This is a genomic window from Sphingomonas sp. J344 (assembly GCF_024700005.1).
In the GTDB taxonomy this organism is placed as follows: Bacteria; Pseudomonadota; Alphaproteobacteria; order Sphingomonadales; family Sphingomonadaceae; genus Sphingomonas.
The window spans coordinates 1-21245 of record NZ_JAJONB010000002.1; the positions used below are offsets into that span (position 1 = coordinate 1).

The 21245-nt window shown below is 65.8% G+C and carries 16 protein-coding genes and 1 pseudogene; 12 read left to right on the top strand and 5 right to left on the bottom strand.

Annotation, left to right across the window (positions count from 1 at the left end):
• Positions 1-578: 578 nt before the first annotated feature.
• From LRS12_RS16030 to LRS12_RS16060, 7 genes and pseudogenes are all read left to right on the top strand, one after another.
• Positions 579-1829 (top strand): lipoprotein-releasing ABC transporter permease subunit, encoded by a 1251-nt coding sequence (locus LRS12_RS16030; RefSeq protein WP_257845547.1) that lies wholly within the window; start codon positions 579-581, stop codon positions 1827-1829.
• The gene (locus LRS12_RS16035) at positions 1822-2496 is read left to right on the top strand and encodes an ABC transporter ATP-binding protein (protein WP_257845548.1); all 675 of its coding nucleotides are present in this window, start codon (positions 1822-1824) and stop codon (positions 2494-2496) included. The genes LRS12_RS16030 and LRS12_RS16035 overlap by 8 nt, the downstream gene beginning before the upstream one ends.
• Positions 2493-3095, top strand: coding sequence for a signal peptidase I (gene lepB / locus LRS12_RS16040; RefSeq protein ID WP_257845549.1), 603 nt, complete (start codon positions 2493-2495; stop codon positions 3093-3095). Before LRS12_RS16035 ends, lepB begins: the two co-directional genes overlap by 4 nt.
• Positions 3096-3104: 9 nt before the next feature.
• Positions 3105-3585 (top strand): annotated as a pseudogene (locus LRS12_RS16045) (glutathione peroxidase).
• Between the two features lie 199 nt (positions 3586-3784).
• Positions 3785-7267 (top strand): DNA polymerase III subunit alpha, encoded by a 3483-nt coding sequence (gene dnaE, locus LRS12_RS16050; protein ID WP_257845550.1) that lies wholly within the window; start codon positions 3785-3787, stop codon positions 7265-7267.
• A gap of 131 nt (positions 7268-7398) precedes the next feature.
• Positions 7399-8994 (top strand): long-chain fatty acid--CoA ligase, encoded by a 1596-nt coding sequence (locus tag LRS12_RS16055; protein ID WP_257845551.1) that lies wholly within the window; start codon positions 7399-7401, stop codon positions 8992-8994.
• A 59-nt stretch (positions 8995-9053) separates the two neighbouring features.
• Positions 9054-10799 (top strand): caspase family protein, encoded by a 1746-nt coding sequence (locus tag LRS12_RS16060; protein WP_257845552.1) that lies wholly within the window; start codon positions 9054-9056, stop codon positions 10797-10799.
• A gap of 6 nt (positions 10800-10805) precedes the next feature.
• Here LRS12_RS16060 and LRS12_RS16065 read toward each other — a convergent pair whose 3' ends face one another.
• On the bottom strand, positions 10806-11897 hold the full coding sequence (locus LRS12_RS16065) for a PA0069 family radical SAM protein (RefSeq protein ID WP_257845553.1): 1092 nt from the start codon (positions 11895-11897) through the stop codon (positions 10806-10808).
• A 109-nt stretch (positions 11898-12006) separates the two neighbouring features.
• Between LRS12_RS16065 and LRS12_RS16070 the strand changes: the two genes are divergently transcribed.
• Positions 12007-12534, top strand: a complete 528-nt coding sequence (locus LRS12_RS16070; protein ID WP_257845554.1) for a YbjN domain-containing protein — start codon at positions 12007-12009, stop codon at positions 12532-12534.
• A gap of 87 nt (positions 12535-12621) precedes the next feature.
• A complete protein-coding gene (locus tag LRS12_RS16075) occupies positions 12622-13824 on the top strand; it encodes an MFS transporter (RefSeq protein ID WP_257845555.1) in 1203 nt (400 codons plus the stop codon).
• 113 nt (positions 13825-13937) lie between these two features.
• On the opposite strand, the gene moaB is transcribed toward LRS12_RS16075, so the two are convergent.
• The 4 genes from moaB to LRS12_RS16095 are packed head-to-tail and all read right to left on the bottom strand — an operon-like array spanning position 13938 to position 16961.
• On the bottom strand, positions 13938-14465 hold the full coding sequence (gene moaB, locus LRS12_RS16080) for a molybdenum cofactor biosynthesis protein B (RefSeq protein ID WP_257845556.1): 528 nt from the start codon (positions 14463-14465) through the stop codon (positions 13938-13940).
• A complete protein-coding gene (locus LRS12_RS16085) occupies positions 14455-16185 on the bottom strand; it encodes a lytic transglycosylase domain-containing protein (RefSeq protein WP_257845557.1) in 1731 nt (576 codons plus the stop codon). Before LRS12_RS16085 ends, moaB begins: the two co-directional genes overlap by 11 nt.
• A complete protein-coding gene (locus LRS12_RS16090; protein WP_257846164.1) occupies positions 16133-16582 on the bottom strand; it encodes a uracil-DNA glycosylase family protein in 450 nt (149 codons plus the stop codon). Before LRS12_RS16090 ends, LRS12_RS16085 begins: the two co-directional genes overlap by 53 nt.
• Positions 16488-16961: a hypothetical protein gene (locus LRS12_RS16095; protein WP_257845558.1), complete on the bottom strand. Its 474-nt coding sequence runs from the start codon at positions 16959-16961 to the stop codon at positions 16488-16490. Before LRS12_RS16095 ends, LRS12_RS16090 begins: the two co-directional genes overlap by 95 nt.
• Before the next feature lie 116 nt (positions 16962-17077).
• On the opposite strand from LRS12_RS16095, the gene LRS12_RS16100 reads away from it, so the two are divergent.
• Genes LRS12_RS16100 through LRS12_RS16110 form a run of 3 tightly spaced genes read left to right on the top strand, consistent with a single transcriptional unit; the run spans position 17078 to position 21163 of the window.
• Positions 17078-18739, top strand: coding sequence for an electron transfer flavoprotein-ubiquinone oxidoreductase (locus LRS12_RS16100; RefSeq protein WP_257845559.1), 1662 nt, complete (start codon positions 17078-17080; stop codon positions 18737-18739).
• A 37-nt stretch (positions 18740-18776) separates the two neighbouring features.
• Complete coding sequence (locus LRS12_RS16105; RefSeq protein ID WP_257845560.1) at positions 18777-20333, top strand: tetratricopeptide repeat protein; 1557 nt, start codon at positions 18777-18779, stop codon at positions 20331-20333.
• Entirely contained in the window at positions 20333-21163 is an 831-nt protein-coding gene (locus tag LRS12_RS16110; RefSeq protein ID WP_257846165.1) for a 4-(cytidine 5'-diphospho)-2-C-methyl-D-erythritol kinase, read from the top strand. Before LRS12_RS16105 ends, LRS12_RS16110 begins: the two co-directional genes overlap by 1 nt.
• Positions 21164-21245 lie beyond the last annotated feature (82 nt).

The window sequence follows — 21245 nt, forward strand, 5'->3', positions numbered from 1 at the left end:
CTACCTCGCGGGCACGGGCGGCAACACCGGCCTGATCGCGGCGCAGGTCGGCGACCCGCAGACCTTTGGCGGGACGATCAAGTTCAACTTCTGATGGAATGTCGGCGACGCTGCGGGTTCTGAACGCGGGGCCGAACGTCGTCGAACAGGGGAGGGGGCCGGGATGGCTCCCAGGGCTTCCTCCCCGACTCAATTTGGCGGCTTTACCGCGACGGCAGCTCCGGGCGTGCGATCGTGCCCACCAACACCGGTATCTTGTAAGTGTTCGGTCAGCGGAGCGGGCCGCTGCCTTGCCCCAAAATGTCAAACGCCCGGGCCGTTTCCGACCCGGGCGCCTGCGTGACGATGCCTCGTCAGCCCCCTTAAGTGGCCACTTCTGCCCGCGCATCCTTTGCAGGACGGGGCTGAAGAGCCTCCCCGAACCACGGCCATTGCCATTGCTTCGTGGCGCTTTGCTAGGATGGCGACGGAGTGTTGTCACGGGGCGATAACCCTGTTGGGACTCTTTGCGTTCACCCTGTGTTGATTTGGCAACAGCGCGATTGCTTGTGCCCCCGCCACCCCCTAACACCGCGCCCATGCTGCTTTCCCGATATGAACGCATGATCGCGCGCCGGTATCTGCTGCCGGGCCGGGGCGAGGCCTTTATCGCTCTGGTCGCGTCGATCAGCCTGGTCGCGGTGATGCTGGGCGTTGCCGCTCTGGTGATCGTGATGAGTGTGATGAACGGCTTTCGCGCCGAACTGTTCGACAAGATCACGGGACTTAACGGCCATGCAGTGGTGCAGGGCTATGGCGGCCAGTTGCGCGACTGGCGCGAGGTGGCGACGGAGGCGCGCAGGACGCCGGGCGTGACCAGCGCCACGCCACTGATCGAGCAGCCGTTGATGGCAAGCTTTCAGGGGCGGGTCGAAGGCGTGCTGATCCGCGGCATGACCGTCGCCGACCTGCGCGCCAACCCGACGCTCAACCGCAATGTGGTGATGGGCCGGATGGCCGAGCTGACCCCCGACTGCGAATGCGTAGCGATCGGGTCGCGCCTCGCCATGACGCTGGGCGCGTCTTTGGGAAGCAATGTCCAGCTGATCAGCCCGCAGGGGCCGTCAACGCCGTTCGGCACCGTGCCGCGAATCGTATCCTATCGCGTCGCCGCGATTTTCGAGGTCGGGGTCTATGACTACGACAAGGCGTTCGTGGTCATGCCGATGGAGACCGCGCAGACATTGCTGCTGATGGGCGATTCGGTCAGCATGGTCGAGATCGATACCGAAGACCCCGACCGTGTCGGCGAAATCCTCGCCCCGCTGGCGCAAAAGGTGGTGCAGAGCGCGCAGCTGTCAGACTGGCGCACGCTGAACGCGACGCTGTTCGAGGCATTGGCGGTGGACCGGCTGGTCACCTTCACCGTCCTGTCGATCCTGATTCTGGTCGCGGTGTTCAACATCCTGTCGTCGCTGATCATGCTGGTCCGCGCCAAGACCCGCGACATCGCGATCCTGCGCACAATGGGGGCGACGCGCAGCGGGTTGATCAAGATCTTCGTGACGGTCGGCACCGCGATCGGCGGGCTGGGGATCGTCGCCGGGCTGATCCTCGGCTTCATCCTGCTCTATTTCCGCCAGGGGGTGTTGAGCTTCCTCGGCTTCATCACAGGGCAGGAGATCTGGGATCCGCAAATGCGTTATCTGACCGAATTGCCCGCCAAGACCGACCCGGTGGAGGTCGCCAGCATTGCGCTGATGGCGCTGGGGTTCAGCTTCCTCGCGACGCTCTACCCCGCGTTCAAGGCGGCGAGCACTGATCCGGTACAGGTGTTGCGTTATGAGTGAGCCAGTCCTCCAGACAATGGGCCTGCGCCGCGCCTTTACACAGGGCGATACCACGATCGAGGTGCTGCGCGGCATCGACCTGTCGGTGGAGCCGGGCGAGATCGTCGCGCTGCTCGGTCCATCGGGGTCGGGCAAGTCGACGCTGTTGCAAGCGGTCGGCTTGCTGGAAGGCGGGTTCGAAGGATCGATCCGGATCGCGGGGATCGAAGTGGCGAAACTAGAGAGCCATGAGCGAACCGTGACTCGGCGCGACAAGCTCGGCTTCGTCTATCAGTTCCACCATCTGCTGCCTGACTTCGACGCGCTCGAGAATGTCGTGCTGCCGCAACTCATTCAGAACGCGACCGTCGCCGATGCGCGAGCACGGTCGGAGGCGCTGCTGACCGCGCTCGGCCTTGGCGCGCGGCTAACCCATCGGCCGAGCCAGTTGTCGGGCGGCGAGCAGCAGCGCGTCGCGGTCGCCCGGGCGCTCGCCAACCGGCCGGCCCTGGTGCTGGCGGATGAGCCGACCGGCAATCTGGACGAGAAGACCGCCGACGTGGTGCTCGCCGAATTCCTCCGGCTGGTACGCGGCGAGGGCGCGGCAGCGCTGATCGCGACGCATAACGAGCGGCTGGCGGCGAAGATGGACCGCGTGGTGCGGTTGCATGAGGGGCTGTTGGAATGAAGCTTGCCCATCTGGCTCTGGCCGGGGCGGGCATCGTGCTGCTTGGCGCTGCTGGCTATGGTGCGGCGACACTCATCGAGCATGGTGGCTTGCCGTTCCGCACGTTGGGCGTCGTGTCCGAGAGCATGGCACCGACGCTGAGACCCGAGATGCGGGTCACCGCGCGCAAGACGCCCCCTGAGACGCTGCGACGCGGGAGCATTGCGGTATTTTCGGTTGGTGATTCCTTTTGGGTGATGCGAGTCATTGGCGTGCCGGGCGATCGTGTGGCGATGCGCGAGGGACGCGTCGTGCTCAACGGCACCCTGGTCCCGCAATCCGATGCGGGAACGCTGTCGATTGAAGGCGAGCAGGCCCGCATCCTGGCGGAAACACTACCGGGTGAGCGCAGCTCGTATCGCGTGCTGGATCTCGGATACACGGCCGGCGACAACATGCCCGAAATCAACGTGCCGGCGGGACGGCTGTTCGTGCTTGGCGACAACCGCGATAACGCCGCTGACAGTCGGTTCCCGGCGGAACCGACCGGCGGCAGCGGCATGATTGCGTTTGCGGATGTCTACGGGATCGTGCGCGCAGAAGATCTGGGCGTTGAATAGGAGAGCGATGTGACCACGATCACCGAAATCCCGGTCACCACGGCCAGCGGCGAGCTGGCGGATCTGTCCGAGTTCGCGGGCAAGGTGCTGCTCATCGTCAACGTCGCGTCGAAATGCGGGTTTACGCCGCAATATACGGGGCTCGAGGAACTGCACCGCCGCTATGGCAAGCGCGGGTTCGAGGTGCTGGGCTTCCCGTGCAACCAGTTTGGCGCGCAGGAGCCGGGGGATGCGGCGGAGATCGCGAATTTCTGTTCGCTGACCTATGACGTGACCTTCCCGGTCTTCGGCAAGATCGACGTCAATGGCACGGACGCAGCGCCGCTGTATCGGTGGCTCAAGAAACAGGCTCCGGGGCTGTTCGGGACCGAGGGGGATCAAGTGGAACTTCACCAAGTTCCTGATCGACCGCGAAGGGAATGTGGTCGAGCGCTATGCGCCGCAGACCAAGCCCGAGGATATCGCGGCGGATATCGAAAAATTGCTTTAGGCGATCCAGAAGTTAGCCACCCCGGCCTTGTACCGGGGTCCACTCATCCGCCAACGCCACGATTCAGCCTCCGCCACCGCGCTTGCCCTCTGGTGGACCCCGGCACAGGGCCGGGGTGACGATGAGTCGTGTGGATAAGCTGTGGAGAACCTTCGCGAGCGGGTTCCGCCACCGCTGAAGGATACATATAACCACCTCTATGCCCCATTCCGGCTTTGTCCCCCTCCGCGTCTTCTCCGCCTACACGATGCTCGAAGGCGCGATCGAGCCAAAGGCGATTGCGACGCGGGCGCGCGAGCTGGGGTTTCCGGCGGCGGGCCTCTGCGACCGCAACGGGCTTTACGCGGCCATGCCCTACTCGGATGCGGCGAAGAAGGCGGGGGTGCAGCCGATCATCGGGTCGTTGCTCTGCGTCGAGCGCCCCGACATGCCCGACGGCGTCACGCCACCGCTCGACTGGCTGGCTCTGTTTGCGCAGGACGCGACGGGATATGAAAATCTTTGCCACCTTGTCTCGATGGCGCATCTCGACCGACCGATCGAGAAGGACGCACATGTGCCCTTTTCCGCGCTGGAAGGACGCACCGACGGGCTGATCGCGCTGACTGCGGGGCGTGAAGGTGGGCTGACCCGTCTGTTCGCGGAAGAACAGGACGACGCCGCCATCGCCTATGCCGATCGGCTTCAGGGGCTGTTCGGCGACCGACTGTACATCGAGATCATCCGGCGGCTGGACGAGGTCGAGGCGCGGGCCGAGCCCAAGCTGCTCGACCTGGCCTATGACCGCGGCATTCCGATCGTCGCGACCAATCCGGTCAGCTATGCGGTGCCCGATTTCCATCAGGCGCATGACGCGATGCTTTGCATCGCTGGCTCCGCCTATGTCGCGAGCGACGAGCGCCAGCGGTCATCGCCCGACGCTTGGATGAAGCCCGCGACCGAGATGAAGCGGCTGTTCGACGATCTGCCTGAGGCGATCGACAACACGCTGGTGGTCGCGCAGCGCTGTGCCTTTGCCGCGCCAAAGCGCAAGCCGATCCTGCCAAGCCTGGCCGGCGATATCGAGGGCGAGGCACGGCAGCTGCGCGACGACGCGCGCGCGGGGCTTGAGGCGCGGCTGGAGTATGCCGGGATCACCGATCCGGCCAAGCGGCAGGAATATTTCGACCGGCTGGCGTTCGAGACCGACATCATCGTCCAGATGGGATTTCCCGGCTATTTCCTGATCGTTGCGGACTTCATCAAATGGGCCAAGGCGAACGGGATTCCGGTGGGGCCGGGGCGCGGTTCGGGCGCGGGCAGCGTTGTCGCCTGGGCGCTGACCATCACCGACCTCGACCCGCTGGCGCTGGGGTTGCTGTTCGAGCGGTTCCTGAACCCGGAACGCGTGTCGATGCCCGACTTCGACATCGACTTCTGCGAAACGCGACGCGGCGAAGTGATCCGTTACGTCCAGCAGAAATATGGGCGCAATCAGGTCGCGCAGATCATCACCTTCGGAACGATGAAGGCGCGCGCGGTGCTCAAGGACACCGGGCGCGTGCTTCAGATGAGCTATGGCCAGGTCGACCGGCTGGCCAAGCTGGTGCCGAACCATCCGACCGATCCGTGGACGCTGTCGCGCTCGCTCAACGGCGTTTCCGAGTTCAAGGCGGAGTATGACGGCGGCGCCGATGTCCGCCACCTGATCGATCTTGCGATGCGGCTCGAGGGGCTGCCGCGCCACTCATCGACCCATGCCGCGGGCGTGGTGATCGGCGACCGGCCGCTGGCGGAGCTGGTGCCGCTGTATCGCGACCCGCGTTCGGACATGCCGGTGACGCAGTTCGACATGAAATATGTCGAGGGCGCGGGGCTGGTGAAGTTCGACTTCCTTGGACTCAAGACGCTGTCGGTGCTGCAAAAGGCGGTCGATCTGCTCGCCGCGCGCAACATCACGATCGACCTTGCCGCGCTCGGCTGGGACGATCCGGCGGTGTACGAACTGCTCCAGCGCGGTGAGACGGTGGGCGTATTCCAGCTCGAATCCGAAGGGATGCGGCGCACGCTGACGGCGGTGCGGCCGACCAATTTCGGCGACATCATCGCGCTCGTCTCGCTCTATCGCCCCGGCCCGATGGACAACATCCCGATGTTCGGCGCGCGCAAGGCCGGGCGCGAGCCGATCGAATATCCGCACCCGCTGCTGGAGGGGATCCTCGAGGAAACCTACGGCATCTTCGTCTATCAGGAACAGGTGATGCAGGCCGCGCAGATTCTGGCCGGCTATTCGCTCGGCGGCGCGGATCTGCTGCGCCGCGCGATGGGCAAGAAGATCAAGGCCGAGATGGACGCGCAGCGCGCGCTGTTCGTCGAGGGCTGCGCCAAGGTGAACAATATCCCCGAGGCCAAGGCCAACGAGCTGTTCGACTTGATCGACAAGTTCGCTGGCTACGGCTTCAACAAGTCGCACGCGGCGGCCTATGCGCTGCTCGCCTATCACACCGCGTGGCTGAAGGCGCATTATCCGCACGAATTCTACGCCGCGTCGATGTGCTTCGAACTCGGTCAGACCGAGAAGCTGGCGATCTTTGTCGAGGATATGAAGCGGCTCGGTACGCCGTGTTTGCCCCCCGACATCAATGCGAGCGAGGCCGAGTTTTCGGTGGCCGAGCATGGTGACGGGTTCGCTGTCCGCTATGCGCTTGCGGGTCTAAAGGGCGTGGGCGAACGCGCGATGGAGCTGCTGGTCGAGGAGCGCCAGGCCAAGGGCCGGTTCCAGAGCCTCGACGATTTCGCGCGACGGGTGGACCCGCGGCTGCTCAACAAACGCCAGGTCGAGGCACTGGCCGGGGCGGGGGCGTTCGACAGCGTCGCGCCCGACCGCGCCAAGGTCCATGCCGCCGCCGAGACGATCATGGCGGTGGCGCAGCGCACGCACGAGAATCGCACAAGCGGGCAGGGCGGTCTGTTCGGTGAGGCCGAGCCGGTCGGGTCGGCGATCCAGCTGCCCAAGAGCGCGAACTGGACTTTGGGTCAGCGGATCGAGGCGGAGAAGGAGGCGTTTGGTTTCTTCTTCTCGGCGCACCCGCTCGACCGCTATCAGCATCTGGCGAAGCTGCATTCAGCGCGGAGCATTGCCAGCCTCAACGACATCGAAATCGCCGAGGGCGGGCGTGCGGGCGCAACGATTGCCGCGCTGATCGAAGATGCGCGGTGGCGCACCTCCGCGCGGGGCAAGCGCTACATGATGGCGACGCTGTCGGATGCGAGCGGGACAGTGCCGTGCACCTGTTTCGAGGAACATAGCGCCAAGGAGATGGAGGATGCGGCGCGTGTCGGCGGCTGCGGCATCCTGACCGTCGAGCTCGACCGGCGGCCGGGCGAGGACAGCGCGCGGGTGACAGTGCGCAAGGTCCAGCCGTTCGAGGGGATGGCGAAGGATGTGCGGCTGACGCTGCGCATGGCGGTGCGCGAGGCCGGGACGATGGCGGCGGTCGCCAAGCTGCTGGAGGATGCGCGCGGCGGGCGATGCGAGGTGGTGGTCGATGCGCCCTTGCCCGACGGCGGCGAGGCGGAATTGGTGCTGGGGCGCAATTTCCGGCTCGACGGCGAGCTGGCAACGCGGATCGTGGGGCTGCCGGGAATCGAGCGCGCAGAGCTCAAGCCCACCGCGCAGCCGCGACTGGCGCTGGCAAGCTGAGCGTGACTGGCACCAAAAGATAAAAAGCTGGCGCAGAAAGCGAACAAATCCGCTTTCCTCTTTCCTAAACCGCGTCCTGATCGCACTATGGGTGACGGACGCGGAAACCCGCGCAGATTTGGGAGAGAGCGATGCTGGGCGCGATGCAGGACTTCGAACTTCGGGTACCCCGGGTCATCGAGCATGCCGAGCGTGAATATGGATCGCGCGAGATCATCAGCCGCTGGGCCGATGGCAGCGAGACGCGCACCGACTGGGCAGGGATCGGGCGTGACAGCCGCAAGCTGGCGCAGGCGCTGGAGCGGCGCGGTATCCGCAAGGGCGACCGCGTTGCGACGCTGGCGATGAACCACAGCCGTCACCTGGTCGCCTGGCACGGCACGATCGGGATGGGCGGCATCGTCCATACGATCAACCCGCGGCTGTTCGAGGATCAACTCGCCTATATCGGCAACCACGCCGAGGACCGGGTGCTGATCTATGACAAGGCGTTCCAGCCGATCGTCGACAAGCTCAAGCCGCAATGGAAGACGATCGAGCATTACATCGTGTTCGACGGCGACGGGCCGGACAGCTTTGAGGCTGTGATCGGGGCCGAGGACGGCGACTATGCCTGGGTCGAAGGCGACGAACGTGAGCCGTGCATGCTGTGCTATACCAGCGGCACGACCGGCAATCCGAAAGGTGTTCTCTACACCCACCGTTCATCGATGATCCACGCTATGGCGGAGTTGCAGCCGGCTGTGTTCGACCTGTCGACCCAGTCGGTGGTGCTCCCGGTCGTGCCGATGTTCCACGCGGTGGGCTGGGGCCTGCCCTTTGCCGCGCCGATGGCCGGAGTGAAGCTGGTCATGTCGGCGGTCAATGACGGCAAGACGTTATGCGACCTGATGAACCGCGAGAAGGTGACGCACAGCGCGGGCGTGCCGACCGTGTGGCTGGCGATGTTCCAATATATCGATGAAACCGGCGCGACGCCCGAGCATCTCAAGGTCGTAACAATCGGCGGATCGGCGGCACCCCGCGCGATGATCGAGCGGATCATGAAGATGGGCGCGCGGGTCAACCATGCCTGGGGCATGACCGAAACCTCGCCGATCGGGACGATGGGTGCGCCCACGCATGATTGGGACGAACTGAGCTTCGACCAGAAGGTCGATCAGACCGTATTTCAAGGGCGCGCACCGTTCGGGGTACAGCTGCGCACGGTGGATGACGACGGCAAGCTGCTCCCGCGCGACGGTACCAGTTCGGGGCGGCTCCAGATCAAGGGGCCATGGATCATCAAGCAGTATTTCCAGGACACCAACGGACCGTGCCTGACCGATGACGGCTGGTTCGACACCGGTGACGTGGCGGTACTGCACGCAGACGGGACGATGCAGATCACCGACCGCGCGAAGGATGTGATCAAGTCGGGTGGCGAGTGGATCAGCTCGGTCGATCTGGAGAATGCGGCGGTCGGCTGTCCCGGCGTCGCCGAGGCGGCGGCGATCGGCGTCTACCACCCCAAATGGGATGAGCGGCCGCTGTTGCTGGTCGTGCGCAAGCCGGGCAGCGATGTCGACGAGGCGACGATCCGCACGCATCTGGCGACACAGGTCGCCAAATGGTGGCTGCCCGACGAGATCCATTTCGTCGAAGACCTGCCGCACACCGCGACCGGCAAATTGCTGAAGACCGCGTTGCGCGAGAAGTATCGCGACTTCCAGTTCGCGGGAGTGTGAGTCCGTTCGTCAGAATGCGTCCCTTTCCGTGTTAAGGCGTCGTCTGTAAAACCGGAGGCATGGCGGACGGGGTGCAAGGATTAGGGAGACGGTCCTTTATCGGTGCTGCGGCGGGCTTACCGTTGGGGCTGGTCGATTTCGGGGCGTCTGCTCAGGCGCGTTCCAGCCTGAGAGCATTGGTCGTCGGCGCCGATCATTATGTCCGACTGCGTCCCCTGTCGCGAGCGCGAGCCGACGCCGATGCTGTGCGCAACAAGCTGGTCTCTTTCGGCTATGATGTGCAGCACGCCGACAACCCTGATGCGGCGTCGCTTTCCAAAGCCCTCGATGCGTTTATCCGCTCGCTTGATCCGCGCAGTGCCGCGTTTCTCTTCTTCGCGGGGCATGGCGTTCAGATTGCCGGAGAGAACTATTTGTTGCCGGTGGACGCCGACGCCGATGGAATCGTCGAGCGCGGCGTACCGCTGTCGCGAATGATGCGCGACATCGCGGCGAGGGCGCCGAAGCAAACGATTGCGGTGTTCGACGCGTGCCGCGACGGGCCACCGATCGTCACCGACCGGAACGCGGCAATTGGCTTCTCTTCGGTCCAGGCCCCGAACAACTTCTACGTCGCCTACTCGGCCGGATCGGGCCAGACCGCGCTCGACGGGTTGGCCGGATATGATCCCGACCCGAACGGCGTGTTTACCCGGCATTTTGTGCGAAATCTGTCGCCGCTGATCCCGTTCGACGCGGTGATCAAGCGAACCCGGGTTCAGGTCGCGCTGACTGCCCGTCGCGCGAGGCACGAGCAGAACCCGGCGATTTACGACCAGACGGCCGGAGAGATATGGCTCGATGGAGTGCCTCGCGCGGTGGCGCGTGCGGCACCGGCCGGCACCGAATGGGGCCTGATCCCCGATGCCCAAGCGCTGATTGTGTCGGACAATGGCGGTTGCGGATGGATGGCTCAGCTGGATAATCCGTTACGGGACGCGAAGCGTATGACCGCGACGCTGTCGGCGCTGGGTGTAGCAGTAAGGTGGATTCATCAGCCGAGTCGCGAACAGGTTTTAGAAGAGGCCCGCCTTTTGGGTACGGCGAGTGCCGGTACCAAGATCGTTTACCTGACTGGGCACGGGGTCATGGCCGATGAGGACGGCGCGATGCTGCTGTCGGGTGACCCGGTCAAGAACCAGGGCCGCGCGGCGGGCATGGGCGTGTTCCCGATCGGATTGGGGGAAATCAACGCGGCGATCGAAGCCGCGCACGTTCCTGTTGCGGAGACTGACGATAAGGCGGCGACGCGGGGCGCGGGGCGTCCACTGCGGGGCGAGAAGCCTGCGCGCATCCTCTATCTTGTCGATGCTTGCCTCAGCAGCGAGGTGGGCATGCTTGAGCGGAAGACCCGGTTTTTGCACAATTTCCTGAGCGGGGAAGCGCGAATGCGCGACAATGACGGCACCCGAAAGGGTAAGCCAGCGAGTCCGCCGCGTCCTGAAATAGGGATCATCTATGCGACTACGCCCTTCGGCTCGGCCTATGAAGGTGACAGCCGTGGCAGCCCCTACAGCATCGCTCTGCTTAACACGCTTGCCCGTCCGGGTTTGACTGTGCTGCAGGCGGCCAATCTGATGCGGGTCGAGGTCGAGGATATGACCGACGGATTCCAATCCCCGATCTTCGTGTGCACGATGGGAATGCGGGATTTCCGCCTGATCGACCCGGTGGAGGACAGGATCGCGCAAGCACCTGCAGCCCCAGCACCGGTGAACACCGGGCAAGTGTGCGTGAGTCAGTATCGCCGTTCGTCGATCCGCTAGTGAGCGTCAGAACAACTCACCCTGATCCCCGGTCGGCGGACGAAACAGGTCGCGGCGGAGCGGGGGAAAGGGCTGATCGAGTCCGTACCGCTTCGCCGCGATCCTGAATCGGGTGCGGAGCAGATCGGCCCAAGGCCCTTGGCCACGCATCCGGCTGTGGAAGTTCGGATCGTTGTCGCGCCCGCTCCGGATCGACTGGATCGTTGCCATGACCTTGGCCGCGCGGTCGGGGAAATGTTCGTCGAGCCAGGCGCGGAACAGCGGTGCGACCTCATGCGGCAGGCGGACAGGCAGGAAGAAGCAGCCGAGCGCACCCGCCTCCGCCGCGCGCTCCATGATGTGTTCGATCTCATGGTCGGTGATCGCCGGTATGACGGGGGAGAGCGAGACGAAGGTGGGGATGCCCGCCGCGCGCAGCTTTGCCACTGCGGCGAGGCGGCGTTCGGGGTGCGGTGCGCGCGGCTCGACGGTCATCGCGACCTTGGGGTCGAGCGAGGTGATCGACAGCATCACCGCTGCCAGCCCCTTGGCCGCCATCGGCCCCAGCAGGTCGATGTCGCGGGTCACCCGATGTGACTTGGTGGTGATAGTAATCGGGTGGTTGCACTGGGCCAGCAGTTCGATGCAGCCGCGCGTGATCTGCCAGGTCGCCTCGATCGGCTGATAAGGGTCGGTATTGGTACCGAACGCGATCGGCTGACAGACATAGCCGCGCTTGGCGAGGGCGGCGCGGAGCAGGGCGGGGGCGTCGGGCTTGGCGAACAGCTTCGTCTCGAAATCCAGGCCCGGCGACAGGTCGTGCCAAGCGTGGGTCGGGCGCGCGAAGCAATAGATGCAGCCATGCTCGCACCCGCGATACGGGTTCACCGAACGGTCAAAGGGAATGTCGGGCGACTGGTTGCGGCTGAGGATCGTGCGCGGATGCTCGACGGTCACAGTGGTGCGCAGCGGCGGTGCCTCGCCGTCGATATCCTCGCGCGCGTCGAGCCAATCGCCATCGGCCTCACGCGTCGGGAGCGCGAAACGGGTGCTTTCGCGATTATGCGTCGCGCCGCGAACGGGGCGGGGGGGCGGCCATGGCATGACGGTAGCGCGCATGACGAAACAAAACAAGAACGATCCCAATAGCTGTCGATCAATCCCCGAAATGGGTTGACCGGCCGCTGGGCCTCCCACCACATCATCGCTTGAACAACAGGGGGAATCGATGCGTCGTGTTTATCTGGCTGTAGCCATGCCCTTTTTCGCTGCCAGCGCGACGCCGGCGATGGCGGAGGACAAGGAGCCATGCGCCGCGGAGATGGTGTGTGCGAGCAATCCCAGATCGGTGGTCGAGGCGTTTCGCGAGGCGGGGCTGAAGGCCAAGCTGGTGTTGGACAGCGAGGGCGATCCGCTGATCGAAAGCGCCGCGTCGGGGTATAATTTCGACACGTTCTTCTACGGCTGCGTCGAGACGAATGCGTGCGACTCGCTCCAGTTCCGTGTGACATTCATCAAGGAGCCGGAGAACACGGTTGAACTGGCAAACAAATGGAACGCCAGGAAGCGGTTCTCGCACATGTACGTGACCGACGAGGGGCAACTGATCGTCAATTTCGACGTCACCACCGTCGGGGGCCTGAACAAGAAGAATTTCGGCGATGTGCTCGCCACCTGGGAGTCGGTGCTGGGCGAGCTTGGCAAATTTTTCGACGAGCATATCCCGGCCAAGCCGGCGGCGAAGAAGGAAGGCTGACCCAAGCAATTCTTCGCGGTGCACAACCGCTCTGGTCGATTGGCCGTCGAGCGCCTAGCTGAGGCGCTCGACGCCGTGGAGGGCCGGATGAAGCGTACAGGCTGGGTGATTTTCAGCGCCGCGGCGATCGTGACGATCGCGATGGGGGTGCGTCAGGCGTTCGGGCTGTTCCTGCCCGACATGAGCACCGACCTCAGCATTGGCCGGTCGAGCTTTGGCCTGTCGCTGGCGTTGCAGAATCTGTTGTTCGGGCTGGTCCAGCCCTTCGTCGGCGCGCTGGCCGATCGGCATGGCGCGGGGCGCGTGGTGGCGGGCGGGACCTTGCTCTACGCCATCGGGCTGCTCGCGGCGTCGGTGGCGGGGAGCGCCATCGGGCTGCACATGTCGTTCGGGCTGATGGTCGGGATGGCGCTGTCGGCGACGACCTTCGTCGTCGTGCTGGGTGCGGTCGGGCGCGTGGTCACGCCGGAGCGGCGGAGCATGGCGTTCGGTATCGTGACTGCGGGTGGGTCGCTCGGCCAGTTTCTGGTGGTGCCTGCGGGGCAGCTACTGATTGGCGAGCTCGGCTGGCGGATGGCGCTGGTGGCGCTGGCGGGGCTGATTGCGGTGATGCTGGCATTGGCGGTTGGTGTTTCAGGCAAGCCGGCTGTGGCGGGGTCTCAGGATGGTGGGGACGGGCAGACGCTGCGCCAAGCGTTGAGCGAGGCGGCGGGGCATCGCGGCTTCTGGCTGCTCAATGCCGGGTTTTTCGTGTGCGGTTTCCATGTCGCGTTCATTGCGACGCATTTCCCCGCTTATCTCACCGACAAGGGGCTGGGGCTGGCGATCGGCGCGAATGCGCTGGCGCTGGTCGGCCTGTTCAACATCTTCGGTTCCTATCTGTTCGGCCTGTGGGGCGGGCGGTGGAGCAAGAAGGGGCTGCTCGCCGCGCTCTATGCCGCGCGGGGTGTGGTGATGATCGCCTTTCTCGTTGCGCCGCTGACCCCGGTGAGCGCGCTGCTGTTCGCGGCGGCGATGGGGTTTCTGTGGCTTGGCACGGTGCCGCTGACCAGCGGGCTGGTCGGGCAGATTTTCGGGATGCGCTATTTGTCGACGCTCTACGGCATCGTGTTCCTGGGACATCAGCTGGGCAGTTTCTGCGGCGCGTGGATCGCGGGGCTGATGTTCGACTGGACTGGAAGCTATGACAGCATTTGGATGGCTTCGGTCGCACTGGGTTTCATTGCCGCCCTGCTGCATTTGCCGATTTCCGAGCGGCCAGTCGCGCGATTGCAGGCGGCCGCGGCATGAAGGCGCTGGCGCTGATCGGCGTGGCGGTGGTGCTCGCGGGTGGATGGTGGCTGTGGCAGGTCGTCGGGGTCGATGTGGCGCTGGGGGCCGTCATCGCGTGGTGCGGGTAAGGATTATTCCTCGCGCAATCGCGGCATCAACTCGACGAAATTGCAGGGGCGGTGGCGTATGTCGAGCTGGGTGGCGAGAATCCCGTCCCACCCATCCTTGACCGCGCCGGTCGATCCCGGAAGCGCGAAAATATAGGTGCCCCGCGCGACGCATGCGGTGGCGCGGGACTGGATCGTCGAGGTGCCGATCTTGGCGTAGCTGAGGAATCGGAACAGTTCGCCGAACCCGGGGATCATCTTGTCGGCGACGCGCTCCAGCGCCTCGGGCGTGACGTCACGCCCGGTGACGCCGGTGCCGCCCGTGGCGATGATGCAGTCCACTGTGTCGTCATCGATCCACGCATGGAGCTTGCCGACGATCAGATCGGGATCGTCGCGGACGATCGCACGGTCGGCGAGTTCATGGCCTGCCCCGGTCAGCCGCTCGACCAGCGTGTCGCCGGAACGGTCGTCTGCGTGCGTCCGCGTATCGGAAACAGTGAGGATTGCGATCCGGACGGGCCGAAACGCAACGCTTTCGTCAATTGGCACCGGTGACGCTGTCGTCCTGAGGGATGGAGGCGGTCATTCGCACTGCAGTCGCGCCGGTGCTGCCCGGCACCTTGGGCCACAGCCCCTGGCTCATCGCCGCGCGGCTCGCGCTGTCGCGCCCGGCATGCTTCTCGTACATCCAGTAATTGCGCAGCACGGTCATGACGTATCCGCGTGTCTCCCAATAGGGGATGCTCTCGATGTACAGAAGCGGATCGCCCTTGTCGCGGATCTGGGCATTCCATGCGGTTACCGGGGTGGGGCCGGCATTGTACGCCGCAATCACCTTGGGCAGCAGACCGCCGGTAAAGGGCTGGTCGCGGAGTTGCTCGATATAGGACTGGCCGACCTCGATATTGGTGGATGGGCGGGAGAGGTCAGCGCGGCCGATGCTGACGCCGCGCTTGCGGGCGATGTCGGTCGCGGCGGCGGGCATGATCTGCATCAGCCCAAAGGCACCCGCCGGGCTCTGCACCTTGGCGTCGAAGCGCGATTCCTGAAGCGTGTGGGCGAACACCAGCGCCTTGTCGACGCGCCAGCCGCCATCGGGTGTCCAGTCGGGAGCGGGGTAACGCGCTTCCTCGACCGGGCGTGCGCCGACGGGGCAGTTATGGGTCAGCCACAATTGGGTCGCGGGCAGGCCAAGTCGTCCGGCGAGCCGGGTGAGCGAGGCGTGTTCCCGGGCGTCGCCGATCCGCGACTGGTGCTTGATGACGTCGCTGGCCAGCGCGTCCTCACCGATCTCTGCCAGTGCGGCGGCAACGCGGACATTGGGGCGGCGGTCGAGCGCCTTCCAGTCGGCGGCGACGAACTTTTCGGCGCGAACGGGCGCTTCCTTCATGCCCAGCGCCTGGCGGGCGAGCATGCCGTAAAAGGTCTCGTCATGTTGCGCCGCGCTCTTGAGGCGGGCGCTGACCAGGTCCGGGCGGCCGCACGCCATGTCGGCGCGCGAGGCCCAATAGAGGCCAGCGGTGCGCTTTTCTGTATCCGCTGCGCGCTGGGCGACTGCGGTGAAGGCGGCCTGAGCGCCCGCGCAGTCATTCTGGCGCCAGGCGGCGAGGCCCTGAACCCAATCGGCGAGCGGGGCAAATTCGCCCGCTCCTGCCTGCGCCAGTGCGGCGACACGGCGCGCATCGGCGTCGCGCCCTGTGGTGTAATACATCCACGCGATCCGCTGCCGCCATTCGGTCAGCGTTTCAGGATCGAGATCGACTGTGCGGGTGTCGAGCAGCGCTTCCGCGCCGGGGGCGTCGTCGAGCTTGATCAGCGGGGCCATTGCGGTCGCTACCTGCGCGGCGGCGGCATCCGACTTGGCGGAGCGGTAGCGTTTGCGGATCGGTGCACCGGCGTGCCAGATCATGCGCTGAGCGACGGGGAGCGCGGGAAGCGCGGTCGCGCCGCGCAGCTTGGCGAGCCGGGCGAGCTGGTCGGCCTGGGGGAGTTCGGGCGCTTCGCCGAGCACCGCCATCAACTGGGGCAGCTCGACTCTGGGCGAACCCTTGGCGAGATAGAGTTCGGCGCGCGCCGTGGCGTGAAGCAGGCCGGGGCGCATCGCGTCGAGCTTGATCTGGGCGTCGGCCCAGCGTTGATCACGGATTGCAGCGAAGACTGCGCGATAGGCGTCGCGCTCTTCGCGCGACAGCTGGGTGGGAACGCCGTCACTCGCCTCACGGCGCTCGAAGCTCGACGGGCTGCGGTCGTCCGAGGCATGGGCCGTCATCGGCGCGATCAATGCGCAAACGGCCAGCAGGATACGCGCACTCACAGGCTTTGCCCCCGATCAGCAATTGCAGGTCTTTCCAGGCGTCTGCCTTTGCCGCCGACTTGTTCAACAGGAAGCGCGGATGGCGGATGGCGACGACGGCTGATTGTCCTCCAGAATAGTTAAATGGCGTTAAACCCTCAGGTTTTTTGTCGGCATCGGTCCCGAGAACGGCACGGCTCGTCGCCTGGCCGAGCAGAACCAGGTGCGTTGGAGCCGCCAGTGCGATGTGGTGCCGCAGGATTTCGCCAAGTTTTTCCTCAAGTTCGCGCGGCACCTGACCCGTAATCGGGCGCGCGGCGCAGAGCGGGACGAGATAGACCGACTCGCGCGACTGGCCGATCGCGGCAAGGATTCTGGTCGAACAGTTTTCCCGCCGCACCGTCGAGCAAGGCGGGGGTGCCACCGTCGAATTCCGGCAAGTCGGTGACGATCATCAGCGGCGCGGCGACATCGCCCTCCGCCGCCACCAAGGGTTCCCCCATCGCCGCCTCCGGCGCGCCTGCGCCATATCGCCAGTCGAGAAACGCCTCGATCGTCGCGGGCAACGGCGCTTCGGGCTCCGGCTCTTTGGGGCCGGGGCGCGGTGGCGCGTCGGGCTGTGCCGTAGGGGCAGGGCGCGCGGTCCAGTCGCGCGCATCGTCGTCGACCAGCACATCAACCCCCGCGTCGCGCCACCAGTTGAGTGCGCTTGCGGCTTCGGCCCGCCAGTCCATGACCCCCTCGATACCCATGCAATCACTAGAGTCATGCCTTGACGCCACCGTCAATCTACCTTCATCGGGGCAGGGACAGAGTGCGCCGGACACACGACGAGATGTTACGCCGGTGTTCCGAGAGGAGACGGGAAGTGAGCGAACGCGAGTCGATGCCCTATGACGTGGTGATCGTGGGCGCAGGGCCGGCGGGCCTTGCGGCGGCGATCCGGTTGAAACAGCTGGCCAATGCAGCGGGCAGCGAGATCGCCGTGTGCGTGCTCGAAAAAGGGTCCGAGGTCGGCGCGCACATCCTGTCGGGCGCGGTGATCGATCCCAAGGCACTCGACGAACTGCTGCCCGACTGGCGCGAGACCGGCTGTCCGCTGGCGCAGGTGCCGGTGACCGACAACCAGCACTGGCTGCTGTCGAAGACGGGCAAATGGGCGATCCCGCACTTCATCACCCCCAAGTTCATGCACAATGAGGGGACGTACACCGGGAGCCTCGCTAGCCTGTGCCGCTGGCTCGCGGAGCAGGCCGAGGGGCTGGGGGTCGAGATTTTCCCAGGCTTTGCTGCCGCCGAGATCCTCTACAATGAGGATGGGTCGGTGAAGGGCGTCGCAACCGGCGACATGGGCGTGGCGCGCGACGGCACGCACAAGCATGACTATCAGCCCGGCCTAGAGCTGCACGCGCGCTACACGTTGTTCGGTGAGGGCGTGCGCGGGCATCTGTCGAAGCAGATCCAGCGCCAGTTCAACCTTTGCGAGGGTGTCGAGCCGCAAATCTATGGCCTGGGCGTCAAGGAATTGTGGGACATCGATCCCGAACTGCACGAGCCGGGCCGGGTGATCCATACCCAGGGCTGGCCGCTCAACGAGACCGCCGGGTCGAATGGCGGGGGGTTCCTGTACCATCAGGCCAATGGACAGGTCGCGCTCGGGTTCGTGACCTGGCTCAATTACTCCAACCCCTATCTGTCGCCGTTCCAGGAGATGCAGCGCTGGAAGACCCATCCGGCGATCGCCAAGATCCTCAAGGGCGGCAAGCGCGTCAGCTACGGCGCGCGCGCGATCAGCGATGGCGGATTGCAGTCGATCCCGAAGCTGGTGTTCCCCGGCGGCGCACTGATCGGCGACAGCGCGGGCTTCCTCAATGTGCCGCGGATCAAGGGCACGCATGGCGCGATGAAGAGCGGCATGATGGCGGCCGAAGCTGCGTTCGCGGCGGTTGCGGCGGACCGGTCGGGCGACGAGCTGACCGCTTATCCGGAAGCGTTCGAGGCGAGCTGGCTGTACAAGGAACTCAGCGTCGTCCGGAACGTCGTGCCGCTGGTCAAGAAGTTCGGCGATCTGGTCGGGTCGGGCCTCGCCAACGTCACGATGTTCCTGGAGAGCTGGGGCGTCAAAATGCCCTTCACGATGGGCCACAAGCCCGATCATGAGAGCCTGTGGCGCAAGGATCTGGTCCAGCCGATCGACTATCCCAAGCCCGATGGTGTGCTGACCTTTGACCGCCTGTCGTCGGTGTTTCTGTCGAACACCAACCATGAGGAGGACCAGCCGGTCCACCTGACGCTGAAGGATCCCGATATCCCGGTCGAATATGATCTGCCGATGTACGACGAGCCGGCGCAGCGTTATTGCCCGGCGGGCGTTTACGAGATCGTCGGCGAGGATGTGGGCGATCCGAAGTTCGTGATCAACGCGCAGAATTGCGTCCACTGCAAGACCTGTGACATCAAGGACCCGACGCAGAACATCAACTGGGTCGTCCCCGAGGGCGGCGGAGGTCCGAACTATCCCAATATGTAAGCATCTCGTCCTGCCCGCCGCGGCGTTAGCGGTCCTGTTGCCGGGGGCGGCACGTGCCGATCTGGGTGCCTATGTGAAGGCGCGCGCGGCGGCGGCGGACGGCGCGGTCGATGCTGCGGCGGCGGGCTATGCTGCGGCACTGGCGGCGGCACCGGGCGATGAGGTGGTGGCGATCCGCGCCTATCGCAATGCACTGGCGGCGGGCGATCTGGCGCTGGCGCGGCGCGCCGCGGCGGTGCTTGTCCGGTCGGACGTTGCGCCGCCCGATACCGCGATCCTCGCCTTCGCTGATGCGATTAAGGCAAAGAACAAGCTTGCCGCCGACGATGCGCTGGGGCGGATCGGGGCGGGGCCGCTGGATTTCCTCAGCCCGGTTCTGCGCGCATGGATCGCGTTCGATCGCGGCGGCGATCCGTTCCCGGTCCTCGACAATGCGACCGAAAGCGGGCTGAGCCGCCGCTACATCGCCGAGCATCGCGCGCTGCTGTTGCTGGCCTCGAACCGGCGCGAGGAAGGGCTGGCGGCGCTGCGCGCGGCGATGGGAGCCGACCCGGGAAGCATCGACCTGCGCTGGAATGCGGCGAGCCTGCTCGCGGGGATTGGTGAGCGGCGTGTGGCGTTGGAATTGCTGGCGGGAGACGACCCGACCATGGCGGGATTGCGCAGCGGACTGGTCGCGGTACGGCCGGGCGCGGCGTTCGGCACCAGCCGGTTGCTGACGCGGCTCGCCGCCGATCTTCAGGGGCAGGAGACGCAGGTACTGGCGATCCTGCTTGCACGATCCGCGCTGTCGCTCGAACCGGGCGACGATCGCGCGCGATTGCTTCTGGCTGCGGCGCTGAGCGAGGAAAGTGCGTTCGACCGTGCGCAGCTGGTGCTTGGGACAATCAAGCCCGCCAGCCCGTTCTACGGCGCTGCGGTGGCGGAGCGGATCGAGCTGCGCCGCAAGCAGGGGGATTCGGCGCAGGCGCTGGCGCTCGCAGGGTCGCTGGCGACGGCACGCGGAGCGAGTGAGCGCGATCTGCGCCGCTATGCCGATATCCTGTCCGATCAGGGGCGCGATGCGGAGGCGGCGAAGCTCTATGCCGACGCGTTGGCGCGCGCCGGGGCGGCGGCGAATTGGGTCCATTATCTCCAGCTTGGCGGCTCGCTCGAGCGGGCCGGCGACTGGGCGGCGGCGCTGCCGCATCTGCGCAAGGCCGTCGAACTGGCACCCGACGAGCCGGTGGCGCTCAACTATCTGGGCTATGCCCAGGTCGAGCGCGGGGAGAATCTGACCGAGGCGGTGGTACTGCTCGAACGCGCCAGCCGGTTGCGGCCCGACGATCCGGCGATCACCGATTCGCTCGGCTGGGGCTATTATCGCAGCGGCGACCTTGCGCGCGCGCTCCCGCTGCTCGAGCGCGCGGCGCAGGGCCAGCCGTCGAGCGTTACGATCAACGAGCATCTGGGTGATGCCTATTGGCGCGCCGGGCGGCGGTTCGAGGCACGCTATGCCTGGCGCGCGGCGTCTCTGTATGCCGAGGGTGAGCAGAAGGCGCGGCTGGCGACCAAGCTCGCGGACGGCGTCGTGGTAAGGACGGCGGCAAACTGATCCTGATCGAGTCCGCTCCGGCCAAGCTCAACCTGGCGCTGCATGTGCGGCGGCGGCGGGACGATGGCTTTCACGAGTTGGAGACACTGTTCGCGTTCGTGCGCGACGGCGATGTCGTTCGGCTCGACCCGGATGGCGAAGGTTTCGAGGTCGAAGGGCCGTTCGGCGCTGCGCTGAGCGGGGAGGGGGACAACCTCGTGACCCGTGCGCGCGATGCGTTCGGCGCGACGTTCGGGGTGGCGACGCCGGGGCGGATCATTCTCGACAAGCGCCTGCCGGTGGCGTCGGGGCTGGGCGGTGGATCGGCTGATGCGGCGGCGACGTTGCGGCTGTTGGCAAGGCGTGCTGGGGTAGCGATCAATGATCTGCGCCTGTTCGCGGTGGCGGATGCGTTGGGATCGGATGTTCCTGCGTGCCTGTACGGGCGCAGCGCGATCGGGACCGGGCGGGGCGAGCAGCTCGAATGGATCGACGGCGCGCCGGGCGTGCCGGTTCTGCTGGTCAACCCGGGGGTGGCGGTGCCGACCGGTGCGGTATTTGCGGCTTGGGATGGTGTGGACCGGGGGCCGGTGCCGGACGCTGAGAGCCTGATCGAGCGGGCGAGGGCTGGGCGCAACGACTTGTATCCGCCCGCGCTGACCGTCGCGCCGCAGATCGCAGACACGGTGAAATGGCTGGAGGCGCAGGCCGGCGCAGAGCTGTGCCGCATGTCCGGTTCGGGGGCGACCTGCTTTGCGACCTTTGCCGATGCAGCGGCGTGCCATGCGGCGGCAGAGCGACTGGTGGCTGAGCAGCCGGGCTGGTGGTGTCTCGAAACGGTGCTGTCGTGACAGGTCGCTGCCCCGTTTCGGGACGCGCCGCCGCCCTCGCGGCACCGCAGCGGAGGGGCGGCCCATTTGGCCCCGAACTTGC